Annotated in this window: 21 protein-coding genes; 15 read left to right on the plus strand and 6 right to left on the minus strand. The window is 38.8% G+C overall.

The annotated features are described in order from the left end of the window. Positions 1 to 11: 11 nt before the first annotated feature. From AC2YHV_RS03625 to AC2YHV_RS03665, 9 genes are all read left to right on the plus strand, one after another. Positions 12 to 1172: a CaiB/BaiF CoA transferase family protein gene (locus AC2YHV_RS03625; protein WP_487372608.1), complete on the plus strand. Its 1161-nt coding sequence runs from the start codon at positions 12 to 14 to the stop codon at positions 1170 to 1172. After that, a complete protein-coding gene (locus tag AC2YHV_RS03630) occupies positions 1144 to 2076 on the plus strand; it encodes an HpcH/HpaI aldolase/citrate lyase family protein (RefSeq protein ID WP_487372609.1) in 933 nt (310 codons plus the stop codon). The genes AC2YHV_RS03625 and AC2YHV_RS03630 overlap by 29 nt, the downstream gene beginning before the upstream one ends. A 50-nt stretch (positions 2077 to 2126) precedes the next feature. After that, entirely contained in the window at positions 2127 to 3512 is a 1386-nt protein-coding gene (locus tag AC2YHV_RS03635; protein WP_487372610.1) for an acyclic terpene utilization AtuA family protein, read from the plus strand. Next, positions 3484 to 3816: an AtuA-related protein gene (locus AC2YHV_RS03640; RefSeq protein ID WP_487372611.1), complete on the plus strand. Its 333-nt coding sequence runs from the start codon at positions 3484 to 3486 to the stop codon at positions 3814 to 3816. The genes AC2YHV_RS03635 and AC2YHV_RS03640 overlap by 29 nt, the downstream gene beginning before the upstream one ends. Before the next feature lie 364 nt (positions 3817 to 4180). Beyond that, positions 4181 to 4978, plus strand: a complete 798-nt coding sequence (locus tag AC2YHV_RS03645) for a DUF2935 domain-containing protein (protein ID WP_098187615.1) — start codon at positions 4181 to 4183, stop codon at positions 4976 to 4978. Positions 4979 to 5125: 147 nt separating this feature from the next. Continuing rightward, positions 5126 to 5776 carry a GntR family transcriptional regulator gene (locus AC2YHV_RS03650; RefSeq protein ID WP_098865803.1) on the plus strand — a complete coding sequence of 217 codons (651 nt, stop codon included), beginning with the start codon at positions 5126 to 5128 and terminating at the stop codon, positions 5774 to 5776. Between the two features lie 113 nt (positions 5777 to 5889). After that, a complete protein-coding gene (locus tag AC2YHV_RS03655) occupies positions 5890 to 6678 on the plus strand; it encodes a glucose 1-dehydrogenase (protein ID WP_063576254.1) in 789 nt (262 codons plus the stop codon). Between the two features lie 34 nt (positions 6679 to 6712). Continuing rightward, positions 6713 to 7465, plus strand: coding sequence for an SDR family NAD(P)-dependent oxidoreductase (locus AC2YHV_RS03660; RefSeq protein ID WP_034312008.1), 753 nt, complete (start codon positions 6713 to 6715; stop codon positions 7463 to 7465). Positions 7466 to 7514: 49 nt separating this feature from the next. Next, complete coding sequence (locus tag AC2YHV_RS03665) at positions 7515 to 8300, plus strand: glucose 1-dehydrogenase (RefSeq protein ID WP_487372612.1); 786 nt, start codon at positions 7515 to 7517, stop codon at positions 8298 to 8300. Between the two features lie 185 nt (positions 8301 to 8485). Here the strand turns inward: AC2YHV_RS03665 and AC2YHV_RS03670 are convergent, their stop codons facing one another. Continuing rightward, positions 8486 to 8641, minus strand: coding sequence for a DUF4021 domain-containing protein (locus AC2YHV_RS03670; protein ID WP_082609346.1), 156 nt, complete (start codon positions 8639 to 8641; stop codon positions 8486 to 8488). Between the two features lie 156 nt (positions 8642 to 8797). Here AC2YHV_RS03670 and AC2YHV_RS03675 point away from each other — a divergent pair, with 156 nt between their 5' ends. Further along, positions 8798 to 9448 (plus strand): lysozyme family protein, encoded by a 651-nt coding sequence (locus tag AC2YHV_RS03675; protein WP_034311999.1) that lies wholly within the window; start codon positions 8798 to 8800, stop codon positions 9446 to 9448. A gap of 88 nt (positions 9449 to 9536) precedes the next feature. Here AC2YHV_RS03675 and AC2YHV_RS03680 read toward each other — a convergent pair whose 3' ends face one another. From AC2YHV_RS03680 to AC2YHV_RS03695, 4 genes are all read right to left on the minus strand, one after another. Further along, positions 9537 to 10088, minus strand: coding sequence for a ribonuclease FAU-1 family protein (locus AC2YHV_RS03680; RefSeq protein WP_057277936.1), 552 nt, complete (start codon positions 10086 to 10088; stop codon positions 9537 to 9539). 174 nt (positions 10089 to 10262) lie between these two features. Continuing rightward, on the minus strand, positions 10263 to 10763 hold the full coding sequence (locus AC2YHV_RS03685; protein ID WP_089362193.1) for a VOC family protein: 501 nt from the start codon (positions 10761 to 10763) through the stop codon (positions 10263 to 10265). Positions 10764 to 11064: 301 nt separating this feature from the next. After that, entirely contained in the window at positions 11065 to 11478 is a 414-nt protein-coding gene (locus AC2YHV_RS03690; RefSeq protein WP_057277670.1) for a VOC family protein, read from the minus strand. Between the two features lie 62 nt (positions 11479 to 11540). Further along, positions 11541 to 12008: a DinB family protein gene (locus AC2YHV_RS03695; protein ID WP_487372613.1), complete on the minus strand. Its 468-nt coding sequence runs from the start codon at positions 12006 to 12008 to the stop codon at positions 11541 to 11543. A 163-nt stretch (positions 12009 to 12171) separates the two neighbouring features. Between AC2YHV_RS03695 and AC2YHV_RS03700 the strand changes: the two genes are divergently transcribed. Continuing rightward, a complete protein-coding gene (locus AC2YHV_RS03700) occupies positions 12172 to 12663 on the plus strand; it encodes a hypothetical protein (RefSeq protein WP_063576248.1) in 492 nt (163 codons plus the stop codon). A 197-nt stretch (positions 12664 to 12860) separates the two neighbouring features. Further along, the gene (locus AC2YHV_RS03705; RefSeq protein WP_053535009.1) at positions 12861 to 13241 is read left to right on the plus strand and encodes a VOC family protein; all 381 of its coding nucleotides are present in this window, start codon (positions 12861 to 12863) and stop codon (positions 13239 to 13241) included. A gap of 97 nt (positions 13242 to 13338) precedes the next feature. Here AC2YHV_RS03705 and AC2YHV_RS03710 read toward each other — a convergent pair whose 3' ends face one another. Continuing rightward, the gene (locus AC2YHV_RS03710; protein WP_048686384.1) at positions 13339 to 13659 is read right to left on the minus strand and encodes a 2Fe-2S iron-sulfur cluster-binding protein; all 321 of its coding nucleotides are present in this window, start codon (positions 13657 to 13659) and stop codon (positions 13339 to 13341) included. Between the two features lie 259 nt (positions 13660 to 13918). Between AC2YHV_RS03710 and cdaS the strand changes: the two genes are divergently transcribed. The 3 genes from cdaS to AC2YHV_RS03725 all read left to right on the plus strand — a co-directional run bounded on the left by cdaS (position 13919) and on the right by AC2YHV_RS03725 (position 16536). Beyond that, positions 13919 to 14539 (plus strand): sporulation-specific diadenylate cyclase CdaS, encoded by a 621-nt coding sequence (gene cdaS, locus AC2YHV_RS03715; protein ID WP_487372614.1) that lies wholly within the window; start codon positions 13919 to 13921, stop codon positions 14537 to 14539. Positions 14540 to 14808: 269 nt separating this feature from the next. Then, positions 14809 to 15555 carry a type I methionyl aminopeptidase gene (gene map, locus AC2YHV_RS03720; protein ID WP_063576246.1) on the plus strand — a complete coding sequence of 249 codons (747 nt, stop codon included), beginning with the start codon at positions 14809 to 14811 and terminating at the stop codon, positions 15553 to 15555. A 228-nt stretch (positions 15556 to 15783) separates the two neighbouring features. After that, entirely contained in the window at positions 15784 to 16536 is a 753-nt protein-coding gene (locus AC2YHV_RS03725; RefSeq protein WP_052137416.1) for a PadR family transcriptional regulator, read from the plus strand. Positions 16537 to 16542 lie beyond the last annotated feature (6 nt).

The raw sequence follows: 16542 nt of genomic DNA on the forward strand, positions 1-16542 counted from the left end.
GGAGTGGTTCAATGTTACCTCTTGAGGGAATTACAGTTGTGTCATTAGAACAGGCAGTCGCAGCTCCATTTGCATCTCGGCAGTTGGCAGACTTAGGGGCACGTGTGATAAAGGTAGAGAGGCCTGGATCTGGAGATTTTGCACGAAACTATGATTCAACCGTTCACGGAATGTCGAGCCACTTTGTCTGGCTCAATCGATCGAAAGAATCCTTGACCCTTGATCTAAAACAGGATGGAGCAAAGATGGTTTTGGATAAATTGCTTTCGGAGGCGGACGTATTCATTCAAAACCTGGCACCCGGTGCTGTTGATCGACTTGGTTTCAGTTCTTCTATCCTCAAAGAAAAATATCCTCAACTTGTGATTTGCGGAATTTCTGGGTATGGTACGTTTGGTCCTTATATGGATAAAAAGGCATACGATTTACTCATTCAATGTGAGGTGGGAGTCGTTTCCATTACTGGAACAGAAGATACTCCATCGAAAGCAGGCATTTCGATTGCGGATATTGCAGCAGGTATGTATGCGTACTCTGGTATATTAACTGCACTTATTTCCCGTTTTAGGACAGGTAAAGGTAAGGTGATGGAGGTTTCAATGCTTGAGGCGTTGGGAGAATGGATGGGATATCCACTATACTATTCTGGGTATGGTGGGACGGATCCGAAGCGAACTGGGGCAAATCACGCAACGATTTATCCTTATGGCCCGTTCCTAGCAGGGGATGGAAAATTAGTATTCTTGGGCATTCAAAATGAGCGGGAGTGGGAAAGCTTTTGTACACAAGTGTTAGAAAAATCTGAATTAATTACAGATAGAAGGTTTCATAGTAATGCATTCCGCGTTTCAAATAGCGGTATTCTCAAGGAAATGATTGACGCTGTTTTTCAAAAAATGAACTCGAGTGAGATAATTGAAAAACTTGAAAAAGCAAAAATTGCGAATGCCCATTTAAATACGGTAGAGGAATTCATCAAACATCCACAATTGAAGGTCCGGGGACGTTGGCGAGAAGTCGATTCTCCTGCTGGAAAATTAAATGCACTCATCCCCCCTGTTACTTTCGATGATTTGGAGCCGGTCATGAATCCTATACCGGATGTTGGCGAGCATACAGAGTCTATCCTAAAGGAGTTTGGATTTGAAAACGAAATCATCGGAAAAATATAAGGCATTCCCTAATGATGGAAAAATGAAAAGGGGTGAAGTTATGATTACTCGGACATGGATGTTCATTCCTGGGTCTGATGAAAAGAAATTAAAGAAAGTGCAGCAATTATGTGCCGATGTATTCATTTATGATTTAGAAGACGCTGTTTCTCCAGAAGGAAAAAAAGATGCAAGAGATTTAGTAAGGAAATATATCAAGGCGAATCAGGAAAAGGAAAATTACATCAGAATAAATGGATTTCACACACCATATTTTTACGATGACTTACTTGATCTAATTGATCTCGGTTTGACAGGAATTGTATTACCGAAAGTTGAGACAAAAGAAGAAATTAGGTCTTTGGATCATTTATTAGTTGAAAGGGAATCAAAAAGGAATCTAAATAAGGGCCAAATAAAAATTGTACCTTTAATAGAGTCTGCTTTAGGATTATATAATTCTTTTGAAATCGCTTCTGCTAGTCAGAGAGTTCAGCAGCTTGCTTTCGGTTCCATGGACTATGCATTCGATATAAATGCAACCATAACGAAGAATGCCCATGAATTGCTCTATGCAAGATCCCAGTTGGTTGTTACTTCCAGGGCTGCGGGAGTTGGACCCCCTATAGACACGGTTTTTGTTGATATAAAAGATCATAAAGGCTTTCTAGCCGAAACCCAGCTTGTTAAGGAGCTTGGATTTCAAGGGAAATTAATCATTCATCCCGATCAGGTCGATCTTGTAAACCAGGTCTTTACCCCAAGTCCTGAAGAAATCGAGGAAGCAGAAAGAATTGTAAGTGCGTTCGAACAGGCATTAGTCAAAGGGGAAGGCGTTTTGCAGCTTAATGGGAAAATGGTTGACCTTCCTATTGTAGAACGTGCTAAGCGTACCCTTCAATCAGTTAATTTATATCAAGCTTGACGTCAAGTTTCGCTCAAGTTCCCACTGGTGCTTGAAGGGAGGAAGTTATTATGAAGAAGATTAGAATTGGTTCGGGTGCAGGATATGCAGGCGATCGAATTGAGCCTGCGATGGAATTAATTCAAAAAGGAAATTTGGATTACATCATCTTTGAATGCTTAGCAGAAAGGACAATAGCCCTTGCTCAGCAGGAGAAAATGAAAAATCCTGATAAGGGGTACAACCATTTACTGAAGTATCGTATGGATAAGGTCTTATCACTGTGTGTCGAGAATAATGTCAAATTAATTACCAATATGGGAGCAGCAAACCCTCTCGCAGCCGTTAAGATCGTTAAGCAACTAGCAGAGGAAAAAGGCATCGGACATTTAAAAATAGCAGCTGTAAGTGGAGATGATGTATATCCGAACATTGGGAAGTACATGGATTGCACAATAATAGAAACCGGAGTCCCCTTGAAAGAGGTGAAGTCTTCCATCATTTCTGCAAATGCCTATATCGGAATTTCAGGAATTGTTTCCGCTTTGCGAGAAGGTGCAGATATTGTAATTACGGGCCGGGTATCTGATCCTTCATTAGTAGTTGCACCACTTAAACATGAATTTGGTTGGCAGGATACAGACTATGAGCTTCTTGGTAAGGGGACAGCCGCTGGTCATTTACTCGAGTGTGGAGCCCAAGTGACCGGTGGTTATTTCGCAGATCCGGGGTATAAGGATGTTCCTGACTTATGGAATGTCGGTTATCCGATCGCCGAAGTACAGGAAAATGGGAACTTTCTTTTAACCAAGCTTGAGGTTTCGGGAGGCATGGTTACTGCTGCTACCGTAAAGGAACAGGTTGTATATGAAATTCATGACCCAACCCGATATCTAACTCCGGATGTTATCGCTGATTTTTCTCAAATAGAAGTGATAGAAAAGGAAACAAACCAAGTGCATATTAAGGGAGTGTCTGGAAAAGAGAAGAGCGGTTACTATAAAACGAGCATCGGCTATTTGGACGGATACATAGTTGAAGCAGAAATCAGTTACGGAGGTTCGGGTTGTTTGGGAAGGTCAAGACTGGCGGAAGAAGTAGTGAGACACCGGTTAATTCAGGCAAATATTGAGATTCAAGAAATGAGATTCGATCATATTGGTTCTAATTCGCTATATGGATCTTCTATATCGGAACCGTTGTATAACAGAGAAAAACTATCGGAGGTACGATTAAGGGTTGCAGCCAGGACAGCTGATAAAGTAGGCGCTAACTTAATCGGCCAAGAGGTGGAAGCTTTATATACTAATGGGCCTGCTGGAGGCGGTGGTGTTCGGGTTAATGTCCAAGAGGTTGTATCCATTGCTTCAATTCTTATTCCTAGCGAAGATATTACAATCGACGTAACGTACGAGGAGGTAGACAAGATTGAAACTCAAGCAAGTCGCTCACTCTAGAACAGGGGATAAAGGAAATATTTCAAATATTTCCGTCATTGTCTATCATATGGAGGATTTTGAGAAAGTAAAAAAACAGGTAACTGCAGCAAAGGTTAAGGATTACTTTCATGAAATAGTGAAGGGTGATGTGGTTAGGTATGAACTGCCGAAAATTGGCGCATTGAACTTTGTCATGCAAAACGCTTTAGGCGGAGGAGTCACAAAATCACTTGCTTTGGATAGACATGGAAAAAGCATGAGCTCAGCCCTAATGGATATGGAAATCGATATGGAAGCTGATGTACATGACCCAAATTATTAATTTTCTTATGAAGGCGAGCCAAATATTCAAGGGCTCGTTTTTTGTATTCCGATATTTTGAGGAAATATTCTTTTGGTATCCACCCTAACATATAAGCTGACACTTCGTTATACATCATTTGATCAAACAATCCGATCGCTACGATAGGATATATGGGTATAGCAAGTGAGGAAGCATTCAAATGCTGCTTGGTTAGTATAAGTTGATGAGCAAAGGGGTGCAGGGCCCCTTTCGCTTTCCGTAAAGTAAGATGGTCATTTAATAAAAATTTGCTGACCTTTGTTCATTTTTTGTTCATAAGTATTTCCTTATAGGAATAAAAATAATAAGTGTTTTAGATACTTTAAATTATGGGGGAGAGCAAATGAACGAGTTTTTGGAGAAAACAGCAAGATTCGAGCATCGGTTTTGGCTGCAAATCTTAGGAGACCATGCCAGGTTCATCCACGAGTCTTTAGCTCCGGTCGAAGTGGAATACATTGAAATTGCCTCAGAATTCATTCAAATTTTTGATACTCTCCTTGGTAAAGCCAATTCGGAAGAAATTTCGCAACTTACTGCCACAGCAGAACAAGAAACATTAAGATTTCGGGAGTTTAAGCTATGTCTTTTAAAAGAGCATCTGGTAGGTAAAATTAAAATACATCTTTCACCTTCATTCATTAATCATATGGTGAACGAATTAGAAGAATATTTAAGATTATTGAAATATTTCAATGCAAATCAAATGCCGCCGGTTTTTCATGAACTTCATCATCATTTGCTTTGGCTGCTAGATGCAGCAGGGCATGCAGGTACAATATCATCCAATATGGATGATGTTGAAAAAAGATTAAAAGAGAAAAGTGAGCAATATAAAAAACATTTTAATGATTTTTATTTAAAAGCTGTTGAAATGGCTGGATTTTTACGAACCAATCTGTCAACATTCCCAGCATTGGAAAAAATGAATGCGGACGTCACATTGGAAATTAAATTCTTCCAGCACTTCCTGCTTGAATTGGAGGAGCTTGACCTCAGTGCGCAGGCTCTTGGAACTTTTTCGCCATTAATGGCCGATCATATGTGGCGTGAAGAATGTTATTATTTAACGAAACTCGCTGAATCGACAGACATGGAAAAGCCAAACTGCGATCCAGCGAAACCGAGGCTAGTCGAATAAAAAAGTACCTCATGGAGCCCTTTCTTTAAACGGGCTCTTTATATGTGCTTTCATTAATGGATGTGATTTATAAAGGAAGTTAATTCCTATCCTTATGTTATACTAGAAGAACTAAAATTAATTATAGAAGTATAGGAGTGCTGAAAGATGTTTGGAAATGCTTCCAATTTGACAGATGGCATTTATTTTGGAGAATCGTTACCACAACAAATCGCTAAACACATTTTAAAAAAAATCATTGAAGGTGAAATAGAAGCTGGAGAGAAAATCGTCGAAGAAGACATTTCCAAAGAATTGAACACTAGCCGTGCACCCGTACGCGAAGCCCTTTATTTATTGCAGGTTGACGGTATTGTTGAGAGGATGCCGCGGCGGGGAACGATCGTCAAGCCATTTTCACAAAAGGAAATCATTGAATATAATGATGTTACGATCGGGTTGATCCAGATGGGCATTGATTTTTCCCAAGGGAAGTGGCATGCAGAAAATAAGCAATCATTACAAAGGCATTTGGAAAGTGCAACCGATGAGTGTGAAAATAGGAATGTAATCGAGTATCAAAAAAGGGCAACACAGATATTTCGCTATATTTTTTCAATCGCTAATAATAAAGCATTATCAAGATTTTTTGAAGAAGCCAGTCATATCCTTATGGTTTTTGCCCAAAGTCAATGGAATACGGAAACGATGGAAAACTTCCATTTCAGATTAAAAATGTCCATTGAGGCCATTCTAGAAGATGATTTCGTTAAAGCAAAAAATGAAATTCATGAAGCCTTGAGTCGTGGAGTGATGTAGAGTCTTTGACTCTAAAACCAAATTGTCGACAATCGACAAAATTAATGTTATGATGTAATCGTATTCAAACAAGAATATCTTCAGCAAGATTAAAGGGAGAAAGGGAGAATATTATGCAAGCATTCGATTTTACAGAAAAAGTAGCAATTGTTACCGGCGGCGGCGGGGGGATCGGCCGGGCAGCATCTATTACACTTTCAGAAAATGGAGCCAAAGTGGTTGTTGTAGACCTTTCCGAAGAGGCTGGCATGCTAACGGTAAATAAAATCAAAGAAAACGGCGGCGAAGCGAAATTCGTAAAAGCCGATGTTACAAAGGAAGCCGATATTAAAAATTATGTCCAAAAAACGATAGATTCCTATGGGAAAATCGATATTTTCTTGAATAATGCCGGGTGGGAAGGCAAAATAATGCCCCTTATCGATTATCCTACTGAGGTTTTCGATCAATTAATGACAATAAATGTACGCGGCGTTTTCTTGGGCTTGAAACATGTATTGCCACATATGATTGAACAAAAAAGCGGGGCAGTCGTGAATACAGCTTCTGGAGCGGGTTTACTGGCAACGCCAAACATGATGGCGTATGGCGCAAGTAAACATGCGGTTCTTGGAATGACGAAAACAGCTGGTGTCGAAGTTGCTCCACATGGTGTCCGGGTGAATGCGGTCTGCCCAGGTGTCGTCAATACAGCTATGATGCGGTCGATTGAAAGCGGATTTGGTCAAGGTGATTCCGCGGCAGCAGAAACGGCTAGAAAACAGTTGGAAGCAACGACTCCGGATGGACGGTATGCTGAGCCTCAGGAAGTTGCAAATCTAATGATGTACTTAGTATCCGATCTTTCCAGCCACATTACGGGTCAAGAACTTGTAATCGACGGAGGGGCCATTTTAATCTGATTAGCAAAAAACATTATTAAAGGGGGACACATACATGAGTTTAAAAGGAAAAGTCATAATAATTACAGGAGCGGGCAGCGGAATTGGTAAGGAAACGGCATATAAATTAGCTGATCAGGGAGCTATTGTCGTAGCGGCTGATTATAATGATGTTGCCGCTAAGGAAACGGCTGAATCTATTCAACAAAAGGGAGGCACGGCATCTTTTGTGAAAGTGGACGTAGCTAAAGCGGAAGAAGTGGAAGCGATGGTCGAAGCAGCAATTGCCAACCATGGCACCATCAATGGCATATTCAACAACGCTGGAATTGGGCTAGTAAAACCATTTTTGGAAATGGATCCAGAATCATACCACAGAGTCGTTGATGTTGACCAACACGGCGTATATTATGGCATGTATTATGCAGCAAGGAAGATGGTCGAGCTTGGTGTAACTGGGGCAACGATCGTTAATACAGCTTCTATATATGGGACGATGGTTTCAATTGGCAGCTTTAATTACCATGCCGCAAAAGCTGCAGTCATCGCCATGACTAAATCCGGTGCCATTGAACTTGCGCAATATGGGATTCGTGTTGTCGGCGTTGCACCAGGTTTCATCGAAACGCCGATCATTGGTGAAGATCAAGAGTTCCTGGACAGTTTGGCACAACTTCATATGAGGAAAAAATTGATTCAGCCAGAAAAAGTTGCTGAAGTTGTAACGTTCTTGTTCTCTGAAAAAGCGGACGCCATTAATGGACAAGTCATCCCTGTTGATGATGGATTCTTAAGCTTTAAAGGATAATAATAATCAAAGGATTTTCGAGATAACTTAAAAAAGGGAGTTTTGACAAATGAGCGAACGATTCGATGACAAAGTTGTAATCATTACTGGGGCAGGATCAGGGTTAGGACAAGCAGCCGCATTGGAATTGGCTAAAGAAGGGGCTAAACTTTCATTAGTTGATTTAAACGATGCATCTTTGGAAGTGACAAAAAAATTAATCTTGGAAATTGCACCAAAATCGGACGTGCTTCTGGTCACTGCAGATGTATCGGATGAAGAAGCAGTAAAGAACTATGTAGACCAAACAGTCAGCAAATATGGCAGAATCGATGCATTTTATAATAATGCGGGTATCGAAGGTAAACAAGCCCCTATGGCTGAATACGATAGCAAAGTTTTCAACAAAGTGACGGACATCAATATCAATGGTGTGTTCTATGGTATGAAATACATTCTGCCAATCATGAAAGAACAAGGATCAGGGGCAGTGGTGAACGTGGCTTCCGTAGGTGGAATTCGTGCTGTGCTTAACCAAAGTGCTTACGTTGCGAGTAAGCATGCTGTTGCAGGCTTAACGAAAACAGCTGCCATAGAATATGGTCAATATGGAATCAGCATAAATGCCATTGCACCAGGAGTTATCTTAACGGCAATGGTAGAAGGTTCATTCAGGCAAATAGGCGGGGAAAATTGGGAAGAAGCAATGGCGGATTTCGTCAGTGTGAATCCTAAGAAACGCTTTGGTAAACCTGAAGAAGTCGGCCGTTTAGTCGCTTTCTTATTATCAGGCGAATCAGAATTCATCAACGGGGTAGTCATTCCGATTGATGGCGGACAATCATCACAATACTAATTAAGTAAAGGGAGTGACAGTATAGGTCACTCCCTTTTTAATCGTATCCTTTTATTTTATGACCAAATGAATTCAAATTTTAAAAATCAGTACATTTATGAAACGATGTGAACCATTAGAATAGTAACGGAACTCATAAAAAACGCCATATTAAGGCGCTTAACAAACATTAAAGAAACCAATCGTTACTTTTCTTTATCATGAAGCTTATCTTCATATTCAGTTTCCAACATACCATACAGACCATTCATTTCTTGTTCATCCGGATCTGCCCCAAACTCGTTTCTATATTTTTTCTTTTTATCATCAAGGATTTCTTCTTTTTCATTCTTCTTGTCCATACATATCACCTCCAACCAATAGGGTGTCTCATTGCTTGATAAAATATGCATGGTAATCTCATTTGCAAAACGTTTTATTGGGTATTCTAAATAGTTATTAGTCTTACTATTTGTTAAGATATAAATATATTAACTTAGAGATATCGGAGAGGGAATGTGAAGAAGAAGAAACGTAAGAAATCAAAGAAAGTTTTTACCATTTTCATCCTGATTTTTGGATTTTTGCTCATTAAGGAGATCATGAAAACCCCCTATTCCGAAAATGTTTCCACATCAGTAAATACGCTTGATTCTTTCGCGAACGTAAAAAAGTATAGCTCACTCCTTCAAGGGGAGTTGGCTAAATACGGACTTGAGGAGCATACTTCGACATTGATTGCTTTGATGCAGCAGGAAAGCCGAGGAAGGGGCGGTGACCCAATGCAGGCATCTGAGTCAGCGGGTCTTGATCCAAATACAATCACAGATCCAACGGAAAGCATTAAGTATGGGGTGAAACATTTTAAGAGGATCAATGAATATGGCAATGAAAAGGGTGTGGATTTTGCCACGATCATTCAAGCATATAACATGGGTATTGGTTATATTGATTTCGTGGCGAATGAAGGGGGCAAGCATAATGAAGAGCTTGCGAAGAAGTTCTCCATGCTTCAGGTCGAAAAGAACCCCAAGCTCTATGATTGCGGCGGGGACAAGGATAATTTTCGGTACCCATATTGCTACGGTGACTACTCATACAGTGCAAAGGTATCTAAGAACATTGAGGAGCTTGGTAACAGTATATCGGCTCAAGCTGATGGTGAGTGAGGGGATCAAAAAGCCTACTGAATGAAGTAGGCTTTTTGTTCATGGGAATGCTACCTCTTTTGCGGAGTTCAAAGAATCAAAACGATTGTCATTTATTTTTCAACCATGGAAGGAGGTCGTTATGTTTATAGCGTTTCCCGGATTCCTCAATGATTTGTGAAAGAAGGATATCAATGGAATCAAGTAAAGAGTTTAAGGCTTGTTTAACAGAACCACTCTCAAATTGCTCCAAGGGCACAGGTAACTCTTCCTCGTCCAAAATAAAATGTGACCCATCCGGAAGCACCATGATATCAATGATCAAATCCTCAAAGGATAACAACTTATCCGCCATATATGTATTTTTTACAATATTAAAATAGGAACCTAAATAATTGCCTTCATTATCTCTCCAAATGTATAAATTATAAGGGCGGTCTTTCCAATAATAAGCTATCGTATAACTTCCAATGGGTATGTTTAATTCTATGGAACCCGCTTTCATCGTGAACGCATCCATGATTTCATGAAAAAGCACGACATGATGATTTTGTGCGTTTAATAGCATACAGGTATGTTCTACAACTAAAGAGTCATAGCGGATTTTTCTTTCAATTATTTCTTTGCCCAGTTGAAGTGGTGTTGTATATATTTTGTCCATCATTTTATTTCTCCCTTAAAAACCATCTAGATCATTATGCGATCATTATGCCATTTGTTTCTTTTCTACTTTGGTAAATATTAAAACCTAATTTCACAAGTACCGAGAAATTAGGCTTTAACTATTTCAAAATCGTTCACTCTTCTGCCTAATCAGAATGTTGTTTATTGGAACTTATCCTTGATACGCCTGCTCTAAAGTTTTAATGTCAATTTTCTTCATTTGGAGCAACGCCTTCATCATTCTTTCCGATTTTTCAGGATTGGAGTCGTTCACCATCTCGGTTAGACTTTCTGGGATGATTTGCCATGACACACCAAATTGATCTTTCAGCCAACCGCACACTTGCGCCTTTTCATCTCCGCCTTCCGAGAGTTTCCCCCAATAATAGTCCAATTCTTTTTGATCCTCGCAATGGATGATAAATGATATTGCCTCTGTGAATTTGAATTGAGGACCGCCATTTAATGCTACGAATGTTTGTCCTTCCAATTCAAATTCCACGGTCATCACAGAACCCATTGTCTTTCCATGAATTTGATTTCCTTCATTTCCATAGCTGGTGATTCTTCCGATCTTAGAATTTTCAAAGATGGATGTGTAGAACTTCGCAGCCTCTTCGGCTTGTGAATCAAACCAAAGGTTAGTGGTGATTTTTTGAATTTTGTTTTTCATGATTTTTCTCCTTTATTGTTTTCATCCTTGCTATTATGGTCAGGAAATGAGAATTGATTCGATAAGATAAGATAAGATAAGATAAGATTAAATACCTGGAAAGTACCCTTTCACTATACACCTTTTATCCTGAACCAAGATAATGCTGTAAAGTTAGGTTGTGTTTTGTGTTTTCCAACCGATCATTTAACTAATCCCCTTAATCCTTTGCTTGTTACAATATCCTTCTCATGGTGATGGAAATACAAAAGGATATAGAAACTTTTCAACCGTGAAAAGTCCTATATCCAAATTCCGTTTCTCAGCTTTCGAAGTTAAATTGCCATTTGATTCCGAATTTATCGGTTAACTGACCGTAAATTTTACTCCAGAATGTTTCCTGCAGCTCTAGACCAACCGTGCCGCCTTCACTTAGTTTGTTAAAGATCGATTTAATTTCCTCCACATCATTACCGACATATGCCAGGCTGATATTATTTCCTTCTACAAAAGGCATACCAGGAAAAGTATCTGAAAACATGATATTGCTACCATTAATAGTAAGCCTTGTATGCATGACTAAATCTTTCGCTTCTTCTGGAAGGGGAAATTCCGGATTAGGCGGTGTTTCCCCAAAGGTCATGATATTTGGTTGTTCCGTTCCAAAAACCTCTGCGTAGAACTCTACTGCTTGTCGACAATTCCCATTAAAATTAAGATATGCATCAACTGACATGTATCCCACTCCTATTTTCTTATTTATTTTTCAATGCTCCCAATTTATTACTTAATGCATGATTACCTTACGAAAAATTCCGGTGGTTCAATTCCAAGGGTTCTAAGATAAATATAACCCTGTCCCCTATGGTGGATCTCATTTTCCAAGGCATATTGAAGTCTATCAAAGTGGCTTTGTGAGGGACCGAAAAAAGGATCTTTTTCAACCACTTCAAGCGTTTCCTTGGTCATTTCCTCCCACAATTTCCTCGTCTCATCCCTTACTGTTTCGCATGTAGATACAAGTTCTTCTTTGGTGGAAATTCCGGCAAAGGAATCTGGAAACTCCCAAACACCCAGTGCAATTCCACGCATATATCCAGTTTCAATGTTCATGATTTCTTTAACCATCTCTGCAAAAGGGCGAAGCTTCCCGGCCGGTGTATAATGAAACAATTCCTTTTCAGGGAAAGCTTCAACCACCCGCAACGTCAAGCTCCTGTTGCCTTCCAATATATTTAACAAACCCTCTTTCGATAGAACCACCATTTTCACTCTCCTTTGAGAAATACTCTGTATAGAAGTTCTGTGAAAAATAGAAAAGTCCTGCAAATTTCTGTATATAAAGATTGCATAGCTTTTTTTAATAAACAATGGAGCAATTCCATTAATGTATAATTAACCAAAAGATAAAGTAAAGGGGAAATGTCATATGTTCGGTTCCTTAAATAAAACTAAATTAATAAAAAATGATTTAAAAGGCATCGCGAAATTAATGTATCAGGATGTGTCAGATGACACTTGGGATCAAGAGAACCTAACAAAGAGAAATTTAGATTTTACTATTGAAAGCACTCGTTATATAGATGCTTATACAAAAAGATTAAGCACTACTCAAATGGGTAGGGAACTTTTAAAGAATCATTTTGATAATTTTGTGGTAAGGATAGGTGCGTATATTGGAGAAGTTATAAAAAGGAATATAAATCAAGATTATAAATGGTATGAATATGATTCTGTATATCATTTTTCTTCTGCACTTGATGAAGTGAATAGGGGCATTAAAACAGAGACGGTTCTTTACTCCAAAAAGAGAGATAGAGTTATAATGCCATTGACTGTGGTAGCTCAACATCTGGAAGGGAATCCGGCACATACAGATTTCTTGGAATATGTAGAAGAAACAATTAAGCAAAGTTCGTAAGAGATATCCGCTTCCCATAGACAATTGTGTTGGTTTTCAAAAACCTTCCCAAAAGAGGAAAAATTCAATTTTTGTAAATATTGATTAAATCTTTCATTTATTATACGATTTAATCAGTTATATTTTCCCAACCAGCCTGATGCTTATACATAAATGATTCAATTAATAACGGAACCAGCAGAAAGGGAGTGAAGCCAATGATTAATAAAGTCGGTCAAATTATGTTATACGTTAATAACCAAGATGAGTCATTGAAATTTTGGACGGAAAAATTCGGATTTAGTGTAATTTCTGAAGAAGATAACGGCCAAGGGTTAAGATGGATTGAAATAGCACCAACAAAGGATGCACAAACGAGTATCATCCTGCATAATAAGGAATTCATTGCTAAAATGCAGCCTGAATTAAATCTTGCTACACCTTCATTAATGTTTTACTCGGATAATCTTGATGAATTATATAAAGACTTTTCGGAGAAGAATATCAAAGTGGGAGAACTTGTAAATATGCCATCTGGAAGAGTCTTCAATTTTGCTGATAATGAAGATAATTACTTTGCGGTCATGGAAAAGAAGTAAATCATTTAGCTAAAGATAAAAAACATCAAAACGACTAGAAAAAATATTTTTAGTCGTTTTGATGTTTTTTGATCAAACTACACTCTTTATGAAACATTTAGTCTTCAGGCCTTGGTCCAGCAGGAAGTCCAGAGTTCTCAACCGTTTTGATCGGCCGAATGGTTATGTCTCCATTCACGTAAATTTGACAAGATAAACGCAAATGATCTTCCATTCCTTTTTCCTCAAAGACCTTTTTTTCTTTATGTGTAACCTCCAAAAAATCACCTGCCAATATTTCCACTCTGCAAGTTGTACACTTAGCTTTCCCACCGCATCGGTGGAGAATATTTATCCCGTTATCTTCCAATGCCAATACTAATTTTTTTCCCATTTCAACTTCAAACGTTCCTTGGTCAAATACTGTTACATAAGGCATCTAATACCACCTCTTATTATAGGATATCTATCAACAGGTCATTAATATATCTATTCTCTTACCTTGTCCATATGACATAAAAAAATGTGAAGTCACTGCTGATTGATAGTAAAGATGAATAATTAATTATCGTGAAGACAAACTTTAAATACATTCATAATTATTAATGTAAAAAGTGATAAATAGAGCTAGGGAAAATAAGCATGGTCTTTTAGTGGGAATTAAGGTCCATTGAATAATTAAAGGGAGGTGCATGCCTGTGAATAATGGACATTGTGATTTTTTACCAATGAAACAAACGTTAAAAGAGGAGATACGCCAAGTAATATCGGCATTACAGGAAAACTTAGAAGCAATGGGTGATGAAAATTATTGTCTTCTTGGGAATTTTGAGAAAATAAAGGATAAATTCATATACATTGATATGAAAGCAGCAACATTTTATTTAAACTGTTATTTGTCACCATTTACTGACAAATATCCCGAATTATCAACTTGCGTTCAAAATTTATCGAATTTGAGACATGGCGGGTTGATTGTGATTCAACGGGGAGATCCCCTTGATTCATTGATTCAACCCGGTATTTCTATAGGGGCGGAGTTAACCCATTCTTTATTGGAATCGATTTTTTTTCCTGGAAATCCACTGCATGATGGTGCCGTTTTGGTTAGTCAAAATCAGATTGTTTCCGCAGCAAATGTCCTTCCGCTTTCAGACATGTCAACAGGGGGAAAGAAACTGGGAACACGCCACCGCTCTGCTTTGGGTTTATCTGAACGGAGTGATGCCCTTGTATTGGTAGTATCAGAGGAAACAGGAAGAGTTTCATTTGCAATGAATGGGAAACTGTACCCAATTAATACACACGGGCCTATATAGAATTATTTAGACAATAAGTCACAGGGTAATTATCATGTTCTAGGTAATTCACCCCTGGAATATTCAATTGCGTAAATAAGTAATCGCTGGATCCTTTTTAGGCTTTTGTAATTTTGCTTATTTTATCAGAATGACAGGTACAGAAAATTTCATGAATTAATCAACCCGGTGATTTTTACCGGGTTTTTGGTTGCTTTTTATATAAAAAAAGGCATATGATAAATAAGGAGTCTCAAGCAGATAAGTTATAAAACGAAAGAGGATTTTACATGATAACCATTAAAAGTGAACGAGAAATAAATTTGATGCATGAAGCGGGCAAACTTCTTGCTGCGACGCATAGAGAAATTGCAAAAATGATAAAACCGGGTATCACGACTTGGGAAATCGAGGAATTTGTCGATCAATATTTGGCAGAGCATGGTGCTACACCTGAACAAAAGGGTTATAACGGTTATAAATATGCAACATGTGCTTCAGTGAATGATGTGATTTGTCACGGGTTTCCGCAAAAGAAAGCCTTAAAAGAGGGAGACATCGTCACGATCGATATGGTGGTGAACCTTAACGGCGGTTTGGCGGATTCAGCTTGGACATATGCAGTCGGAGAAGTTTCCGAAGAAGCTCAGCGCTTAATGGATGTAACCAAGAATGCTCTATATAGAGGCATTGAAGTTGCACGGGCAGGAAATCGTCTCGGGGACATTGGGCATGCAATCCAGTCTTATGCAGAAGGTGAAAAGTTTTCTGTTGTCCGCGATTTTACAGGACACGGAATCGGCAAAACCATGCACGAGGACCCTACCGTCCTACATTATGGTAAGCCAGGTAAAGGTGCCCGTTTAAAAGAGGGCATGGTCATCACGATTGAGCCTATGCTGAATGCAGGAACATGGCATATGAAAATGGACCAAGACGGCTGGACGGCGAGAACGGCAGATGGAAAGCTTTCCGCCCAATATGAACATACCCTCGTCATTACAAAAGAAGATCCGATCATTTTAACGGAACAGTAAGCAAAAAAGAAACGGCCTTATCATAGGCCGTTTCTTTTTTTGTTTTAAACTATTTCACAATAAACCTCGACAGAATATTCGGAATTCTCCTATCCCACAATAGCTCGAATCCAAAAAATTAGTACTAGGCAGTTTGGCATTAAAAACTTTACTATTATGTGGCAGCACAGGATAATAAGGGGAAGGAAGAAATATTTAATTATATACAGTATTAAGGGGGGAATGACTGTGAAGAAAGGGGAGAAACTGTCTGCGACGGTAGAAACCGTGGGGTTGAGCCAGCGCGAATTTTTAACGATTTTCTTACTTCACTCTTTGAGGATAAAAGCGAATTATCCAAGGGCGATTCATCAGGACCTGAAAAATACGTTCACTGGAAAAGTGCATAGCTATGACTATTTATGTAAAATATCGAATACGCTAGTCGAATCCAATCATTTATCATTATATACGAATAAGGGAAGAAATTATTATCAAATAACGGAAAAAGGCAAAGAGCTTTACATATGGTATCAAGAAAATTTCCTGGAACGGTTTTCCGAAGTGAAAAAGGTCATTGATCGCTTCATGTTCGATTTAAGGGGATCTGGTGAAAACCCACCGGTTGTAAATGAGCTTCCAGAAGAATACAGGTCTTATTTCTCGAAAATAATATCGGTGAAGGACCTTGTCCGTTATGTAACTTTAAAAGCCGCTTTCACTAAGAAACCCATTTATATGGGGGAAATTGGCGATTTGCTTAAAAATCAGTTCGGCTGGATCGCTTCAAATGGCTATTTATACGATTTATCTCATGAAATGGAAGAGAACGGCCTACTTGTCGGCAGGTGGGAAAGTGAAAAACGAACTAAACGGTATTTACGAATAACCGATGAAGGACAGCATCATTACAAACAGATTGCGGATTCTGCGGCCTTTCAAGTCCAGGAAATTCAAAAATACATGGCCAGTGTCGTCATGTTCTTAAAAGAAAAGAGTTAAATGATT

It is taken from the genome of Peribacillus sp. SRI_006 (assembly GCF_057586375.1).

Coding starts and splice junctions, on each gene's coding strand:
- AC2YHV_RS03625 (WP_487372608.1), top strand. CDS start 12: ATGTTACCTCTTGAGGGAATTACAGTTGTGTCATTAGAACAGGCAGTC.
- AC2YHV_RS03635 (WP_487372610.1), top strand. CDS start 2,127: ATGAAGAAGATTAGAATTGGTTCGGGTGCAGGATATGCAGGCGATCGA.
- AC2YHV_RS03645 (WP_098187615.1), top strand. CDS start 4,181: ATGAACGAGTTTTTGGAGAAAACAGCAAGATTCGAGCATCGGTTTTGG.
- AC2YHV_RS03650 (WP_098865803.1), top strand. CDS start 5,126: ATGTTTGGAAATGCTTCCAATTTGACAGATGGCATTTATTTTGGAGAA.
- AC2YHV_RS03655 (WP_063576254.1), top strand. CDS start 5,890: ATGCAAGCATTCGATTTTACAGAAAAAGTAGCAATTGTTACCGGCGGC.
- AC2YHV_RS03660 (WP_034312008.1), top strand. CDS start 6,713: ATGAGTTTAAAAGGAAAAGTCATAATAATTACAGGAGCGGGCAGCGGA.
- AC2YHV_RS03665 (WP_487372612.1), top strand. CDS start 7,515: ATGAGCGAACGATTCGATGACAAAGTTGTAATCATTACTGGGGCAGGA.
- AC2YHV_RS03670 (WP_082609346.1), bottom strand. CDS start 8,641: ATGGACAAGAAGAATGAAAAAGAAGAAATCCTTGATGATAAAAAGAAA.
- AC2YHV_RS03680 (WP_057277936.1), bottom strand. CDS start 10,088: ATGGACAAAATATATACAACACCACTTCAACTGGGCAAAGAAATAATT.
- AC2YHV_RS03685 (WP_089362193.1), bottom strand. CDS start 10,763: ATGAAAAACAAAATTCAAAAAATCACCACTAACCTTTGGTTTGATTCA.
- AC2YHV_RS03690 (WP_057277670.1), bottom strand. CDS start 11,478: ATGTCAGTTGATGCATATCTTAATTTTAATGGGAATTGTCGACAAGCA.
- AC2YHV_RS03695 (WP_487372613.1), bottom strand. CDS start 12,008: ATGGTGGTTCTATCGAAAGAGGGTTTGTTAAATATATTGGAAGGCAAC.
- AC2YHV_RS03700 (WP_063576248.1), top strand. CDS start 12,172: ATGTTCGGTTCCTTAAATAAAACTAAATTAATAAAAAATGATTTAAAA.
- AC2YHV_RS03705 (WP_053535009.1), top strand. CDS start 12,861: ATGATTAATAAAGTCGGTCAAATTATGTTATACGTTAATAACCAAGAT.
- AC2YHV_RS03710 (WP_048686384.1), bottom strand. CDS start 13,659: ATGCCTTATGTAACAGTATTTGACCAAGGAACGTTTGAAGTTGAAATG.
- map (WP_063576246.1), top strand. CDS start 14,809: ATGATAACCATTAAAAGTGAACGAGAAATAAATTTGATGCATGAAGCG.